This window comes from Paracoccus salipaludis (assembly GCF_002287065.1).
In the GTDB taxonomy this organism is placed as follows: domain Bacteria; phylum Pseudomonadota; class Alphaproteobacteria; order Rhodobacterales; family Rhodobacteraceae; genus Paracoccus; species Paracoccus salipaludis.
In genome coordinates, this window is the sequence record NZ_NSJZ01000013.1 from 58,993 (window position 1) to 74,563 (window position 15,571).

The 15,571-nt window shown below is 69.2% G+C and carries 15 protein-coding genes; 3 read left to right on the top strand and 12 right to left on the bottom strand.

Going from position 1 to position 15,571, the window contains the following annotated elements; genetic code table 11:
- Positions 1–8 precede the first annotated feature (8 nt).
- The 12 genes from CK240_RS13335 to CK240_RS13390 all read right to left on the bottom strand — a co-directional run bounded on the left by CK240_RS13335 (position 9) and on the right by CK240_RS13390 (position 13,188).
- On the bottom strand, positions 9–1,049 hold the full coding sequence (locus CK240_RS13335; protein ID WP_095640824.1) for an AbrB family transcriptional regulator: 1,041 nt from the start codon (positions 1,047–1,049) through the stop codon (positions 9–11).
- Between the two features lie 67 nt (positions 1,050–1,116).
- On the bottom strand, positions 1,117–1,599 hold the full coding sequence (locus CK240_RS13340; protein WP_095640825.1) for a tripartite tricarboxylate transporter TctB family protein: 483 nt from the start codon (positions 1,597–1,599) through the stop codon (positions 1,117–1,119).
- Positions 1,596–2,591, bottom strand: coding sequence for a tripartite tricarboxylate transporter substrate binding protein (locus CK240_RS13345; protein ID WP_095640826.1), 996 nt, complete (start codon positions 2,589–2,591; stop codon positions 1,596–1,598). The genes CK240_RS13340 and CK240_RS13345 overlap by 4 nt, the downstream gene beginning before the upstream one ends.
- A gap of 35 nt (positions 2,592–2,626) precedes the next feature.
- Positions 2,627–4,114, bottom strand: a complete 1,488-nt coding sequence (locus tag CK240_RS13350) for a tripartite tricarboxylate transporter permease (protein ID WP_095640827.1) — start codon at positions 4,112–4,114, stop codon at positions 2,627–2,629.
- 139 nt (positions 4,115–4,253) lie between these two features.
- A complete protein-coding gene (locus CK240_RS13355) occupies positions 4,254–5,315 on the bottom strand; it encodes a 4-oxalomesaconate tautomerase (RefSeq protein ID WP_095640828.1) in 1,062 nt (353 codons plus the stop codon).
- A 3-nt stretch (positions 5,316–5,318) separates the two neighbouring features.
- On the bottom strand, positions 5,319–7,022 hold the full coding sequence (locus CK240_RS13360; protein WP_095640829.1) for a tannase/feruloyl esterase family alpha/beta hydrolase: 1,704 nt from the start codon (positions 7,020–7,022) through the stop codon (positions 5,319–5,321).
- 42 nt (positions 7,023–7,064) lie between these two features.
- Positions 7,065–7,736, bottom strand: a complete 672-nt coding sequence (locus CK240_RS13365) for a 4-carboxy-4-hydroxy-2-oxoadipate aldolase/oxaloacetate decarboxylase (protein WP_095640830.1) — start codon at positions 7,734–7,736, stop codon at positions 7,065–7,067.
- A 1-nt stretch (position 7,737) separates the two neighbouring features.
- On the bottom strand, positions 7,738–8,709 hold the full coding sequence (locus tag CK240_RS13370) for a VOC family protein (RefSeq protein WP_205957837.1): 972 nt from the start codon (positions 8,707–8,709) through the stop codon (positions 7,738–7,740).
- Entirely contained in the window at positions 8,706–9,440 is a 735-nt protein-coding gene (locus CK240_RS13375) for a PIG-L deacetylase family protein (RefSeq protein ID WP_095640831.1), read from the bottom strand. Before CK240_RS13375 ends, CK240_RS13370 begins: the two co-directional genes overlap by 4 nt.
- Before the next feature lie 212 nt (positions 9,441–9,652).
- Positions 9,653–9,904, bottom strand: coding sequence for a type II 3-dehydroquinate dehydratase (locus CK240_RS13380; protein ID WP_095640832.1), 252 nt, complete (start codon positions 9,902–9,904; stop codon positions 9,653–9,655).
- A 386-nt stretch (positions 9,905–10,290) separates the two neighbouring features.
- Positions 10,291–12,171, bottom strand: a complete 1,881-nt coding sequence (locus tag CK240_RS13385) for a bifunctional sugar phosphate isomerase/epimerase/4-hydroxyphenylpyruvate dioxygenase family protein (RefSeq protein WP_095640833.1) — start codon at positions 12,169–12,171, stop codon at positions 10,291–10,293.
- A gap of 90 nt (positions 12,172–12,261) precedes the next feature.
- A complete protein-coding gene (locus tag CK240_RS13390; protein WP_095640856.1) occupies positions 12,262–13,188 on the bottom strand; it encodes a LysR family transcriptional regulator in 927 nt (308 codons plus the stop codon).
- 177 nt (positions 13,189–13,365) lie between these two features.
- On the opposite strand from CK240_RS13390, the gene CK240_RS13395 reads away from it, so the two are divergent.
- Genes CK240_RS13395 through CK240_RS13405 form a run of 3 tightly spaced genes read left to right on the top strand, consistent with a single transcriptional unit; the run spans position 13,366 to position 15,525 of the window.
- The gene (locus tag CK240_RS13395) at positions 13,366–14,031 is read left to right on the top strand and encodes an amino acid ABC transporter permease (protein ID WP_095640834.1); all 666 of its coding nucleotides are present in this window, start codon (positions 13,366–13,368) and stop codon (positions 14,029–14,031) included.
- Positions 14,032–14,041: 10 nt separating this feature from the next.
- Positions 14,042–14,689 (top strand): amino acid ABC transporter permease, encoded by a 648-nt coding sequence (locus CK240_RS13400; RefSeq protein ID WP_095640835.1) that lies wholly within the window; start codon positions 14,042–14,044, stop codon positions 14,687–14,689.
- 26 nt (positions 14,690–14,715) lie between these two features.
- Positions 14,716–15,525 (top strand): transporter substrate-binding domain-containing protein, encoded by an 810-nt coding sequence (locus CK240_RS13405; RefSeq protein WP_095640836.1) that lies wholly within the window; start codon positions 14,716–14,718, stop codon positions 15,523–15,525.
- Positions 15,526–15,571: the final 46 nt, after the last annotated feature.

Sequence of the window (15,571 nt, forward strand, 5' to 3'; positions counted from 1 at the left end):
GGCAGCGATCACGGGCCGGCCCGCTCGCGCCGGTGGACAAGGCGGACCAGCGGCCGGGCAAGCGGCATGAACAGGAAGATGCGCACGAGATGCGCGGCCGTGACCAGCGCCACGTCCTGCGCCAGGAAGCGCGCGGCCAGGGACATCTCCGTCACCCCGCCGGGGGCGACAGCCAGCACGGCGGTTTCCCAGTCCAGCCCCAGCCAGCCCGCGATCCCCGCCGCCGAGGCGCAGCTGAGCGCGAGCAGCAGCAGCGTGCCGGCGACAGACACCGCCATCTCGCGCCCCGCCTCGCGGAAGATGCCGGGCCGGAAGGTCGAGCCGAGCCACGCGCCAAGGACGACCTGTGCCGTGGCCAGGACCAGTGGCGGATAGGACGACAAGGGGGTGCCCGCGGCCGTCAGCGCCGAGGACAAAGCGAGGGGGCCCAGGAAATAGGGGTTCGCCCAACCGAGCCGGCGGAACAGGAGGCCGCCCGCAGCCGCCGCGGCGGCCAGCCCGGCCAGGCCCGGGGCCGCGGCCCCGCCGATGGCGCCGGGCAGCGGCCGCCCGCCCTGCGGCCAGCCGTCCAGCCAGTAGATCAGGATCGGCAGAACCGTCACGATGGCGGCGATGCGCAGCGTTTGCGCCATGATCACCGGCGCGGGCGGGATGTCGCATTGCTCGGCCAGGACCGCGGCCTCGACCGGGCTGATCGGAAAGGTGGCCAGCACCATGCGCGACAGCCGCGCGCGGGCCAGCCGTGCCTGCAGCACCGCGACCCCGAGCGAGTAAAGCGCCGTCATCGCCGCGAGGCCCACCAGCAGCGGCGACATGGCCAGCACCGTGGCGACTGCCTGGGGGGTGAAGGACAGTCCCACCTGCGAGGCGACGACCGCCTGGCCGAAGGGCCGGGTGACGACCGGCAGCGTCCGGTCCAGCAGGCCCGTCAGCGACAGCATCGCCGACACGAGCAGCGGACCCATCATCCAGGGCAGCGGCATTCCCAGCGCGGCAAAGGCCGCGCCGCCGCAGGCTGCTGCAAGATAGACCGGGATCAGGTGCCGCATGGGGAAAAGGTGATCACAGCTGCCGCCGCCGGCCGCAAGCCCCGGGGAACGCGCGGCCGGAGCGGATTCACGGCAGAGGCAGGCCCAGCAGCTTCCCGAACAGCAGAAAGGCGATCAGCCACAGGCCGACCGCCGTTGCCACGGCGCGGGCCGGTCGATGCGGGCCGGGAAACAGAAGGGTGACAAGGCCGCCCGCAAGCCCAAGCGCGGGCGCAAGGCCGAGCCACGGCACCGACAGCAGGGCTGCGCCGAAGATGCCGGCGACGGCCGCGGCGCGCGGGGCATCGCCCGGCTCGGCTTCGGCCGCAGGGACCCGGCCCCGCAGCGTCAGGACGAGGTAGAGGCCGGACACGATCAGCCCGAAGATGCCCACCTGCAGCGGCAGGGCGGCAGGGCCCGCGTCGCCCTGCGAATGCCCGGCCGGCAGGGCCAGCGCCAGGGCGACATAGCCCGCCGCCGCCGCAAGGCAGACAATCGCCACGATGAGGTTGGCCGCAAGGCCGGGGGGCCGTGCGCCCCCCTGCCCCGCGGTCTTCGCCGCGGCGGTCATTGCACGAAGCCTGCGGCCTTCAGGAACTCGGTCTGTTCGGCCAGATCCTTCTGCACGCGCTCGGTGAACTCGGCCTCGGCCCAGTCGGGGCTGTCCTGGAACTGTTCCTGCTGGAAGGTTTTCCATTCGGCGGACGCCGTGACCTTGTCGATGGCCGACTGGATCGCGGCCACCGCGTCGTCCGGCGTCCCCGCCTTGACCGCGATGCCGCGCCAGATCGCGCCTTCCAGGTCGAAGCCCTGTTCCTTGAAGGTCGGCGCGTCCGGCAGGAAGGGCGAGCGCTCGGCCGTGGTCACGCCCAGAAGCCGGATCTCTCCGCTTTTCACCTGCGAAAGCCCCGTCGAGGGCGTCATCATCGCCGCGTCGATGTGGTTGCCCAGAAGTCCCAGCGTGACCTTGCCCGAGGCGTCATGCGGGATCCAGCCGCTTTCGAACCCGCCCTGCTGCATCAGCTGGTACAGCATGTACTGGTGGAACCCGCCCGAGGAATGGCCGCCGACCTTCAGGCCGTTCGGATTGGCCTTCATGTGGTCCACGAACTGCTGAACGTTCTGATAGGGGCTGCTGGCCAGCACGGCCAGGGACGAGGGCTCGGACTGCATGGCCCGCAGCAGCCGCAGATCCTCGAGCTTGAAGGGGATCAGCCCCTGCGCGATGCCGAAGGTCAGGGTGCCGGTCAGCACGAGGATCTGGTAGCCGTCCGCCGGCTGGGTCACGATCTGCGACAGGCCCACGGCGCCGCTGCCGCCGGGACGGTTGTCCACCTTGACGGTCCAGCCCGCTTCCTTTTCCAGCAGCTCGGCCAGCTTGCGGCCATAGGTGTCCAGCGCCCCGCCCGCGCCCGACCAGACGACAAGCGTCACCGGCTTTTCGGGGAACTCGGCGGCGGCGGGGGCGGCCAGCCCCAGCGACCCCGTGGCCAGCGTGGCCGCGAAGGCCGCGCCCTGGGCCAGGCGCTTCAGGAACCCGCGCCGGTGGGAATTGGTGCTCATCGTCTCTCTCCCATGTCGATGATGGCTTGGCTTGGTCACTCGGTCGCCAGGGCGCGCCTGCGCCATGCACGGCGGAGCGGGACAAGCACGCTGACAAGGCTGAGGACCAGGAACAGCAGGCTGACCGGGTCGGTCAGGAAGATGGAATAATCGCCCTGCGACGACACAAGCGCCGTGCGATAGTTCGACTCGATCAGGTAGCCCAGCACCATCGCCAGGATCACCGGTGCCACGGGGAAGTCGAGCTTCTTCATGACATAGCCGATGGCGCCGAAGGCCAGGGTCAGCCAGACGTCGAACATGAGGTTGCGGATGGCGAACGCACCCAGAATGGCAAAGCCCATGATCCCCGCCGCGATCACCCCGTCGGGCAGCATGACCGTGCGCGCCATCAGCGGCAGGAACAGCGAGCCGACCAGATACTGCACCAGCGATGCGATGATGACGCCGAACAGGATCGCGTAAACCAGGCTCGGCGCCTCGGCGAAAAGCTGTGGGCCGGGGTGCAGCCCGTGCATGATCAGCGCCCCCATCATGATCGCCGTGGTGGGCGAGCCGGGCACCCCGAGCGCCAGCAGCGGCACCAGGGCCCCGCCCACGGTCGCGTTGTTCGACGCCTCGGGCGCGGCGATGCCGTTGGCCGAGCCCTTGCCGTATTCCTCGGGCCGCGGGTCGCGGGCGCGGGCATAATCGCGCGCCACCCAGCAGGCGATGTTGCCGCCGACACCCGGCAGGATGCCCAGAAGCGTGCCGATGACCGACCCCGACAGCATCGACCGCCAGGTTTCGCGCCAAAGGTCCATCGACATGAACACATGGCCCACGCGACCCTTGATCGCCGGGGCGCCGCGGACGTGCTTTTCGGCCAGCGCCATCGCCTCGGACACGGCGAACAGGCCGATCAGCGCGGCCAGGAAGGGCACGCCCTCGTAAAGCTCGAACCAGCCGAAGGTGAAGCGGGGCGTGCCCGCGATCGGGTCGATGCCGACCATCGCCAGCGCCAGGCCGAAGGCCGCGCCGATCAGCCCCTTGACCAGCGAGCCGCCCGACAGCGCCGCGACCGAGGTCAGCCCGAACAGCCCGACCGCGAAATATCCGGCGGGCCCGAACTGCAGCGCCAGCTGCGCCAGCGGCATGGCCAGCAGCAGCAGCGCAAGTCCCCCCAGCACGCCGCCCACCGTCGAGGCGGTCAGCGAGATCGAGATCGCCTCGTTCGCGCGGCCCTTCTGTGCCATCGCGTAGCCGTCGATCGCCGTTGCCGCCGCCGCCGCCGTTCCCGGCGTGGACAGAAGGATGGCGCTGATCGAGCCGCCGTATTCCGCCGAGGTGTACAGCGAGATCATCAGCAGCATGCTGAGTTCGGGCGACATCGTGTAGGTGAAGGGGATCAGCAGGCTGAGGCCGATGGACGGACCAAGCCCCGGCAGCGCGCCGATGACGATGCCCAGAAGCGCCCCGACCAGCAGCACGGTCACGCCGCCCAGGCTGAAGATGACGCCCAGCGACTGCGCTATTCCGTCCATCCTGTTCCCCCCAGGCCGTTTCTGCCGTATCGGCGGGCGTCAAGCCCGTTCACTGGGCAGCATCGCAGCGCCGGCTGCCCCAAGACAAATTAGTAGGCGACCCGAACCGATAAGCCGGCGCTATAGCGTCGGTTCAGGATCACGCCGGGTCACGGGGAAAGACCTGCCCGTCCATCAGCTTGCGCGCGGTCCGCAGGGTGCCCGCGCCGGTCACGGTCCCGCTTGCGTCCTGCTCGATCAGCACCTCGGCGGCGCCGGTCGGGTGCTCGATCAGGAAGCGGCCGTCGCCCGGGATCGCGGCGAGTTCGGCCGCAGGAGAGCCGGGCAGCGTGCAAGCGGTCGCCACGCTGACCGCGGCAAAGACGCCGATGGTGGCGTGGCAGCGGTGGGGGATGAAGCTGCGGGTGCCGATCGTGCCGCCGTTCCGGGGCGCCGAGACGAGCGTCATCTTGGGGACCGACTTTTCGGCCACGTCGCCCAGGTTCATCATCGGCCCCGCGATCAGGCGGATCGCCTCGATCCGCGCCTTCAGCGCTTCATCGGCGTCGAGGGCCTCGCGGGCCTCCTGCCCGGTCAGGCCGAAGTCGGCCGCGCGCATGACGACGATGGGCATCCCGTTGTCGATCAGGGTGCAGTCCACGCCCTCGATCACGTCGACGGCGTTTCCGGTCGGCAGCAGGGCCCCGGTCATCGAGCCGGCGATGTTCTGGAACATCAGCGGCACGGGCGCGGCGGTGCCCGGCACGCCGTCGATTGCGGCGTCCCCCGCATAGCTGACGCGTCCGCCCGGGGTCTGGACCCGCGCCGTGGCGACCTCTCCCGTGTTCAGCATGTGGATGCGGACTTCCGTCTCGCCGTCGCTTGCCGCCACCAACCCGCGCTCGATGGCGGCGGGGCCGACACCGGCCAGGATGTTGCCGCAGCCCTGCGCGTCCGAGACCAGCGCCTGATCGACGAAGACCTGCAGGAACAGGTAGTCCACATCCGCATCCGCCCGCGTCGAGGGCGACAGGATGGCCACCTTCGAGGTCAGCGGGTCCGCCCCCCCGATCCCGTCGATCTGGCGCGGATCGGGACTGCCCATGATCCGCAGCAGCAGATCGTCGCGCATGGCCGGTTCGACCGGAAGGTCGGAGGCAAGGAAATACGCGCCTTTCGAGGTGCCGCCGCGCATCCAGAGACAGGGAATACCGTCAGACATCGCTTATTCCGCCGGAGTGAAGGGGGTGAAAAGATCGGCGCCCGGCCAGTCGCGGGTCTGGACGATCTCGGCGTCCGGGCCGCGCGTCCAGCCTTGGGGGCGGGTGGGATCGGCGCCGGGCGTCAGCGCCGCGGTCGCGGGATAAGGCCAGACCGGCCTTGCCATGTCGGGCAGGGACGCCACGCCCAGATCCATCTGGGGCGGGCCGCCGTGTCCCTCGGCCCCGCCCTCGGGCTGGCCGAAGTCCGACGTTTCGGCCGTGCTGGAGGTCAGCACCGCGTCGGGGGCCGCGCCCCCTTCGACCCAGGCCATCATCGGCGTCAGCAGGTCGAGGTTCGAGGGGCCCTGCCCTCCGCCGCAATGGCTCACCCCCGGCAGCAGGTAAAGGCGCTGGAACCCCGCAACGGTGTCGGCGCCCAGCCGGTCGACCATCGCCTTGTGCAGCGCCACGGTGTTGGCCGGCGCGATATGCGGGTCGGCCAGCCCGTGCCACAGGATCAGCTTGCCGCCCGACTGCACAAAGGCGGAAAGATCGGGGTTGGTCGCGTCGAACAGCGGGTGGCGCGGGCGCAGGGCTTCCAGCGTGGCCTCGGTGAATTCCAGATCGGCCAGGGTCATGTCCGGGCGCGCCGGATCGAAGGCTAGGTAGCGCAGCACGGGATCCACGATGCGGGTGCTGAACACCTCCTGGTCGTGGCTGTCGGCGACATAGACGCCCTGCCAGTTCAGCTCGGACCCGTGAAGCGGCTGGCCCGCCGTCAGCGCCGCGCCTGTCGCCGGGTCGCGCGGGCCGTCGTAGAACTTTCGTGCGACGGCGGCCTCGGCGGGGGTCAGGCATTGCGCCGTGTCCGCACCCTCGGCGCAGGTGAGGCTGGCGGGGTCGAAGCTGCACAGCGCGGGCTGGGCGATCAGCCCGTCCGCCACGCCGTCGGTGGCGTCGCACGCCGCGATCACCCCGCGATGCAGGACCGGCAGCTTGTCCGAGGTCAGGATCGTCCGACCGTCCTTGTCGCTGTTCGCCCGCGCCATCCAGCCGTGGAACAGCGTGTTCTGCACCTGGAACAGCATCGCGGGCGCGCCGGCGATGATGCCGTCGAAGTCGTCCGGATAGCGCATCGCCTCGACCAGCGCCTCGCGCCCGCCATCCGAGCAACCGTTGAAATAGCTGAAGCGCGCAGGCTGACCGTAGAAGGCTTGGGTCAGCGCCTTGGCGGCCTCGGCGGTGAGATGCTGCGCGCGATAGGCGAAATCGGCGCGCTGCCGGTCGTCCAGTCCCCATTCGCCGGACTGGCCCGAATGGCCCATGTCGGTCGCGGCCATCACGAAACCACCGTCGTTCAGCACCCGGCATCCCGCCGAGGCGCCTGAACGCAGGGTGATGTTGCCGCACAGGCCGCCGCAGCCGACCTGCAGGTAGCGCTGCGTCCACGTCCGGGTCGGCAGCAGCACCTGGAAGTTGATCCGGGGGGCCAGCCTGCCGGTGACCGAGCAGACCGCAATGCCATCGCTGGTCGTCTCGGTCGCCTGCGTGACTTCGCTGCCCGCGCCGCCGATGCCGGTCAGGTCCACCCCGGCCAGATCGGCGCAGGCGGCCCGGGCAGGAATGGCAGGCAGGTCGGCAGCACCGGTCTGGGCCACAGCGGGACCGGCCAGTGCGGACAGGGCCGCCAGAAGGACCGGAACCAGGAAAGCGGGCGCGGTTTTCATGACGGGTTTCCCTTTGCGGCAAGACCGGGCCTGGCGGCCCGCTCAGATGTACTTCAGGCCCTTCTCGGCCAGCCGGGGGCGCATGTCGTAGATGTCGAGCCCCAGTTCGCCTGCGGCAAGGCGGCGGCGCTTGGCTTCCTCGGCCTCCATCCGCTTGCGGGCTGCGGCCAGCACCGTTTCCGCATCGCTGCGGCGCACCACGCAAACGCCATCGTCGTCGGCCACGATCACGTCGCCCGCCTCGATCAGTTGCCCCGCGCAGACGACCGGCACGTTGACCGAACCCAGCGTCTCCTTGACCGTTCCCTGGGCGCTGACGGCCCTGGACCATACGGGAAAGCCCATTTCCGTCAGATCCCGGATGTCGCGCACGCCCGCGTCGATCACCAGCCCGCGGCAGCCCCGCGCCATGGCCGAGGTCGCCAGCAGGTCCCCGAAATAGCCGTTGTCGCAGGGGCTGGTCGGGGCCAGCACCAGGATGTCGCCCTCGCGCAACTGCTCGATGGCGACATGGAGCATCCAGTTGTCGCCGGGCGGGGCGCTGATGGTGACGGCGCTGCCCGCGATCCGCGCGCCCGCGTAGATGGGGCGCATGTGGCTGGCAAGGCAGCCGATCCTGCCCTGCGCCTCATGCACCGTGGCGACGCCCGCCTCGGCCAGCCCGTCGATCACGGCGGCATCGGCGCGGGAAATGTTCTTGACGACGATGCCCATCTCAGGCCTCCATCTTCTGAACGGGTGGCGTTCCGTGGGTGTGGAACGTCTCGATGGTCTTCAGGCCCCAGGCCTGGCCCTTCCGGCGGTCGGCCTCGGTCCAGACGACCGGCTGCCAGTCGGGAGCAAGGATCAGCCGCGCGCCGGCATTCGCCAGTTCGACGCGGTTGCCGGCGGGCTCCCACACATACAGGAAGAAGGTGCCCTGGATCGCGTGCTTGTGGGGGCCGGTCTCGATATGGACGCCGTTCTGCAGGAAGATGTCGGCGGCGCGCAGGATGTCCTCGCGCTGGTCGGTGGCAAAGGTGACGTGGTGCAGGCGGCCATGGCCGCGCCCGTGTTCCTCGGTGCAGGCGAGGTCATAGGTCTTGTTGTTGACCGTGAACCAGCAGCCGCCGATCCGCCCGTTGTCCAGCTGGATCATCTCGGTCACGCGCGAGCCGAGGCAGGTTTCCATGAAGCGGCGGAACTCGGTCACGTCCCCGGACAGCAGGTTCAGGTGGTCGAGCCTGCGCGGCGCGGCCCCGGTGAAGGCGCTGGCCGTGTTCTTCAGCGCCGCGCGTTCGGCGTCCTGCTGCGGCTGATACCAGACGGTGTCGTAGTAGATCTCGAAGACATGGCCGAAGGGGTCCTCGAAGCGGAAGGCGCGGCCGTGGCTTTCGTCGCCGTCGATCCAGCCGTGGGTCTTGTAGCCCGAGGCCTCGATCGCCTTGACGCGCCGCTCCAGCGCCTCGGGCGAGGCCGCGCGATAGGCGATGTGGCCGACGCCGGTCGTATCGGCGCGGGTCAGCTTCAGCGAGCAATGCTCATAGTCGTCCCAGGCCCGCAGATAGGCGCTGTCCGCGTCCTGCCCCGACAGCTTCAGCCCGAAGACGCGGGTGAAGAAGTCGAGGCTTTCGTCGAAGCGGTCGGTCAGCATCTCGACATGGCCCAGATGGGCGATGTCGAAGGACGGGTTCGTCGGCGCGCTCACAGCTCATCCACCGTGCGGGGGAAGATCGACTGGAAGCCCTCGGCATACCTGGCCTTGCGCCCGCCCGACTGCCCGCCCGAATTGCGCATGAAGTGGTTGGCGCGGTTCTGGGCGACGCGGGTGTAGTATTCCCACAGGTGCTCCTGCCCTTCCATGCACTCGATCGCGGCGCGCTTCTTGTCCCAGACGGGGGTGATGTCGAGGAAGGTGTCGGGCTTCCAGCCCATCTGTTCGGTCTGATGCGGCTCGAACAGGTAAAGCTGGGGGGCGCCCAGGACCTTCTCGCCCGGATTGTGGCCCCAGGCCTGAGCGATCATCCGGCATTCCAGCGCGATCTGCGTCGCATACATGTGGTCGGTGTTGTAGGGATCATACTGGCTGTGGCTCAGCATGAAGGCGGGCTGGACCTTGCGGATCACGTCCACCAGCCGGAACTTGTCGTCCTGGGTCAGGTGCAGGGGATAGTCGCCAAGGTCGAACTCGATCAGGTCGTGCACGCCCAGCGCCTGCGCGGCCTTTTCCGCCTCGGCGCGGCGGGCGGACTTCACCCGGTCCAGCGTCATGCCGGGGTCTTTCCACAGCTTGGCGCTTTCGCCGCGCTCGCCGAAGGACAGGCAGACGACCGTGACCTGATACCCTTTCTCGGCATGCAGCGCGATCGCGCCGCCGCAGCGCCAGACGAAGTCGGCGGCATGGGCAGAGATCACCAGCGCGGTCTTCTGGTCGGACATGAAACGCTCCTTATGGCTCGTGCCTTCCGCGCAGACACTCGTCGCAAGAGGTCGGGGCGGCAATTCGGAAGCGTGGCCGGTTTCATAAGAATTAGCTAGGACCGTCCCGCTTGTGGCGCGGGGACGAAGGCACCCGTAGGGCGGCGCCGGCCCGCCGCCCGCCACCGGCCGCCCTTCCTGCTCGAAGTGGCGCACGGGCCTGTCGAGCAGCATCATTGCGTTGATCGCGACCAGCCGGCCCCGGTCGCGGTCCCCTGCCACCTTGGCAGCGCAAGCGCGTGGCCGGCGGCGCCGATGCCCGTCATCACGGCCGTCGCGGCGAGGGGCACCAGCGACCTGTGACAGGTCACCTCGGGCGCATCGGCGTTCAAGATGCGCGGTTCGATCCTGAGTAGGTCGAAGTATTTGAGCACGTCGAGCATCGCGCCCGGGGCATGGGTCCAGTCCGCCGGGTTGATGGCGATGCCCTGCGCCTCGTGGCATTAATCGCCTTGAAGATCTCACCTTTGCAGGCAGATCGTCAGACCCGGCCCGGCGGCCTCGGACTGGCACCGCGTAAGCGCAGCCCCCGATATAATGTGGCCGTGGATCTGCGGCTCTGGCTCGTTCCGCAGTTCAGGTTGGGGCCGTTAAGGACGGAGACATGCGGCCTCGGTTCCTCGGAAGGAGCCCGGATGGCGGGGAGCAACAGGGCCGCTTCGTTTCAGCGTAACGGGGACTTGCGGCGATTCTGCCCCTCCGCTCATGCGGCTGCCTGCCGCAGCACACCCTGCCGCGCTCAGGATGCCCCCGGTCGCCGCAATTGTCATGGCAGCGCCGGACTCGGGCCGATGGCCAGCAGGCCCAGCCCTCAGAACCTCGGCACGGCCGAGTGGCGCAGCATCCGTTTCTGCGCGGCGATGCGGAAGGGGGCGTTGGGCGCGCCATAGCCGTCGTAGCCGCCGGTGCGCTGGCAGATTTCCAGAAACAGCCCTTCGGGCGTGGCGGCCCCGTAAAGCTGGAAGAACTCGCCCCCGCTGGTGTCGCAGTCGTAAAGGATATTCGCCGCCCGCAGCCGCGCGGTGAAACCGGGGTCCAGCCCGAAGCGCGCCTCGAGGTCGCCGTAATAATTCTCGCCGATCCGCAGCGCGCGGAAGCCGCGTTCCGCGAGCGCCGCAGCGGTGGCAAAGATGTCCCCGGTCGCCAGCGCCAGGTGCTGGACGGCGGCGCCAAAGCTTTCCTCGTGGAAGCGCCCGGCGAGCGTCCGGCGCGCCTGCGCCCCGTTCAGGGTGATGCGCAGCCCGCCGCTGCGGATAGCCTGGCTGCGCACCAGCCCGTCGGGGTCCACCACGTCCACGATGGGGGATCGCTCGGCCTTGAACAGCGTAGTGTAGAACAGGGACCAGCTGAGCATCTCGTCATAGGTCGTGGTCTGGGCGATATGGTCGATGTGGGTCAGCCCGGCCCCCGCCAGCGCGGGGCCGGTGCGGAAATCCACGTCCCAGATGCGGCCCAGGTCCTCGCCCGCGTCCAGAAGCCGCAACATGCTGCCACCCACCCCGCGGATGGCGGGGATCGACAGCTCGTTGCCGCTGACCGCCTGTTCGTGCTGGACCGCCCCCAGCGCGCGGGCACGGGCGAAGGTGCCGGCGGCGTCGGGGACGCGCAGGCCGATTTCCGCGACCGTGGTGCCGTGGTTGACAAAGGCGGTATGGGCGAAGCCCTCGGTCGAGGTGTTGACGAGGATGTTGATGCCGCCCTGCCGCCAGACCGCCACGGGCTTGGACACATGCGCCCCCGCGCGCGCGAAGCCCGCGGCCGACAGCATGGATTCCAGCGCCGGCGCCTCGGCCTCCGAGGTGGCGAATTCGATCAGTTCGATCGCCTCGACGGTGCTGGGGGCGGGAAAGGCAGGCAGGTCCACGGCGATCGAGGGCTCTGCCCGGCGCACCGCGTCCAGCGCCGCGACCAGCGACCGGTGGCCGTCCCGCGCGATTCCACGCGGCAGGCCCTGGCGGAACTGGTCGTTGAAGATTTCCAGGCTCAGCGGGCCGTCGTAGCCGGTCGCCAGAACCGCGCGTAGGAAGCCCGTCACGTCCAGGTCGCCCTCGCCCGGCATGTTGCGGAAGTGGCGTGACCAGTACAGCAGGTCCATCGGGATGGCCGGGGCGTCGGCCAGCTGGACGAAGAAGATGCGGTCGCCGGGAATGCGGCGGATGGTGTCGGGATCGATCCCGCGCCCCAGCGTGTGGAAGCTGTCAAGGATCAGGCCGATGTTCGGGTGATCGGCGCGGCGCACGATTTCCCAGGCGTCGCGGTGGTCGCTGACATGGCGACCCCAAGCCAATGCCTCGTAGCCCACGCGGATGCCGCGCCGAGCGGCGAGGTCGCCCAGTTCGCGCAGGTCGTCGGCCGCCCGGTCGATGCCGCCCAGCGAGGCCGGATGCACGGTCGAACAGAACAGCACCCGCTCTGCGCCCAGTTCGCCCATCAGGTCGAACTTGCGCTCGGCGCGGGCGAAGGCACGGGCACGATAGGGCTCGGGCAGGGTCTCGAAGTCGCGGAAGGGCTGGAACAGCGCGATCTCCAACCCGTGGTCGGCGGCCATGCGCGCCACGTCGCGGGGCGCAATGTCCTCGGCCAGGAAATCCTGCTCGAAGATCTCGATGCCGTCGAATCCCGCCGCCGCGATGGCGGCCAGCTTTTCGCCGAGTGTGCCCGAGATCGAGACGGTGGCCATGCAGGTCTTCATGTCGTGTCCGTGATGTCCGTTCCGGGGCCACAGTGGGGAAGCAAGGGCGGAACTGCAAATACCAAGCCTGCCCCTGCCCCTAACCTCAGGTTAAGGCTGCGCACTTCCGGGAATTGCGGCCGCCGCCGCATCCCTCAGTTCGCGCCGGAAGCGGGCCACGGCGAATTCCGCAAAGCTCGACAGGTCGCGGCCCTCCTTGGTGACGGCGTAGATGGTCAGCCCGGCCTCCTCCACCAGCGGCCGGCGGACGAGGCCCGGCATGTAGACCTCGGCCACGGAGAACTCGTCGATCACCGCGACGCCCAGGCCGTGGCGCACAAGGCTGACCACCGTCTGCGCGAAGCGGCCGCGCATGGTGTGGCGCGGGACCAGCCCCGCCTGCTCGAAGGGCCGGGCCAGGATCGCGCCATAAGGGTCGGCAGGGTCCACGCCCACGAAGGGATGATCCATCAGGTCGTGGACCGAGATGGCCGGTCTGGCAGCCAGGGGATGCGATTCGGGCACGATGGCGACCAGCCGCCCGCGCACCAGCGGCTCGTTGGTCAGCGCCGGGTTCTCGATAGCCGAGGACATGACCACGAACTCGCCCCGTTCCATCAGCAGGTAATCGGCCGTTTCCTCGATCTTCAGGATGTTGAGGTCAATGAACAGATCGGGAAACCGCTGGCGGATCTGGCGCAGGGCGCGCGCGGCGATGAACTGCGCGATGGACGGCGCCGAGGCGAAGCTGAGCCGCGTGTCCTCGCCCTTCTTCAGCGAGCCGATGGCGGATTGCAGGTTCTCCATCTGCTGGTGGACCTGGTGCAGCATCTCGAAGACGCGGGCGGCCTCGGGGGCCGGAACGAAGAGCCCGCCCTTGCGGGTGAAAAGCCGCAGGCCCAGCGAATCCTCGGTATGGCGGACCAGGCGCGAGATACCGGGCGCCGACACGCCCAGCAGCGTGGCCGCGCCCTGGATGGTGCCCGCCAGCATCACCGCGCGGATGACCTCGACCTGCCTAAGCGTCAGTTCCCTCATGACGGACAGCATCCCACAGGACAGAGCAAATTAACAGAATGTTCCGTGCAGAGACGGAAACGTCTTTGACGTTCCGCCTTCCCTTGGCGCAATCTCGCAGGCAAGGGAGAGAGGCGGGCCGGCAAGGCCGCGCCGGCCGGGCGGACAGCGCACCGGCCCGAGGGGAGAAGGACGTCGATGGTGCAACTCGACTTCGGGGTCGTGCTGGAACGCTGGCCGGAATTGGCCTGGGGCACGCTGGGGACGATCTGGCTGGCACTGGCCGGCATGACGCTGGCCTTGGTGATCGGGATCGCAGGTGTCGCCGTGCTGCGCGGCAAGAGCCGGATCGGCCATGCCATCGTGCGGACCTTCGTCGAGGTGATCCGCAACACACCTTTCCTGGTGCAGATCTTCTTCATCTTCTTCGCCCTGCCGCTGGCGGGCATCCGGCTGAACCCGACGGCGACCGCCATCCTGGCCCTGGGCCTGAACGGCGGCGCCTATGCAGTCGAGATCATCCGCGGCGGCGTCGATGCGATCCCCCAGGGCCAGACCGAGGCCGGGCTTGCCCTGGGCCTGCGCCCGAGCGAGGTCTTCCGCTTCATCATCATCAAGCCGGCGCTGCGGTCGATCTATCCGTCGCTCGTCAGCCAGTTCATCATGCTGACGCTGACGACCTCGATCGCCACCTCGATCTCCGCCTATGAACTCACCTCGGTCGCCCAGCGGATCGACGGCGACACCTTCCGCACCTTCGAGGTCTATTTCACCATCACCGTCATCTATCTCGGCATCTCGTGGCTGATGATGCTGATGTTCGCCGCGATCGCCCGCCGGGCCTTCGCCTATCCCACGCGCTGAGGGTCTTGCGATGATCGGACCACAAGAGCTTGCCTTCCTCGGCCAAGGGCTGATGTGGACGCTGGCGCTGACCGCGATCGGTTTCACCGGCGGCATCCTGTTCGGCTTTCTCGTGGCGCTGGCGCGGGTCTCGCCCATCCGCTGGATTTCGGCGCTGGCGGCGGGCTGGATCGCCCTCTTCCAAGGCACGCCGCTGCTGATGCAGCTTTTCGTGGTCTATTTCGGCCTGCCGCTGCTGGGCCTCGCCCCCCCCGCCTGGGGTGCGGTGGCGGTGGCGCTGACCGCCCATGCATCGGCCTTCCTGGGCGAGATCTGGCGTGGCGCCATCCAGGCCGTGCCCAAGGGCCAGTCCGAGGCTGCCCATGCCCTGGGCCTCGACTATCGCGCCCGGATGCGCGACGTGATCCTGCCGCAGGCGATGCGGCTGTCGCTGCCCGCGACCATCGGCTTCCTGGTGCAACTGCTCAAGGGCACGTCGCTCGCCGCCATCGTGGGCTTCATCGAGCTGACCCGTGCGGGCCAGATCGTGTCCAACCAGACCTTTCGGCCGCTGCTGGTGTTCGGCATCGTCGGACTGGTCTATTTCGCGCTGTGCTGGCCCCTGTCGCTGTGGGGCCGGCGGATTGAATCGCGGCTCGCGGCGGCAACCGCGCGCTGACGACGAACAAAACGGGAGGAAGACCAATGTTCGCAAGACTGCTTTCCGGCGCCGCGGTGATCGCCGCGCTGGCCCTGCCGCTGGCAGCCCAGGCCCGCACGGTCGAGGAGGCCAAGGCCTCGGGCACGGTCCGCATCGGCATCCAGGGCGACAACTGCCCCTGGGGCTGCATCAACTCGGCCGGCGAGGCCGACGGCTTCGACGCCGAGATGGGTCGCGCCTTCGCCGAACACCTGGGCGTCAAGGCCGAGTTCGTGCCCCTGCAGGTCGCCAACCGCATCCCCGCGCTGACGACCGACAAGGTGGACGTGCTGTTCGCCACCATGGGCATGACCGCCGAGCGCGCCCAGTCGATCCAGTACTCGCGCCCCTATGCCGCCAACCAGCTTTCGGTCCTTGCGCCCAAGGACATGGCCGCTGCCACCGCCGAGGATCTGGCCGGCAAGCGCGTGGGCGTGCCCCGCGCCTCGGCCCAGGACAATGCGTTGACCGCGGCGGTGCCGAATGCCGAGATCATGCGCTTCGACGACGACGCGGCCACGATCCAGGCGCTGCTTTCGGGACAGGTGGATGCCGTCGGGGGCAACCAGATCTACATCCAGCGGCTCGAAGCCGCGAAGCCCGGCGTCTACGAGAACAAGATGCCGCTGACCGCGCTTTACAACGGCGCCGGCAGCCGCCTGGGCGAGGCCGACTGGAACGAGGCGCTGAACAGCTTCCTCGAAGCCCACATGACCTCGGACGCCTACAAGGCGACCTATGACAAGTGGATGCAGCTGACCCCGCCCGAGTTCCCCGCGCAGATGGACGGCATTCCCTACACCATCGCGCAGTGACCCTTTGCCCGGCGCCCCGGCGCCGGGCACGCGCCCCCGAGGACGA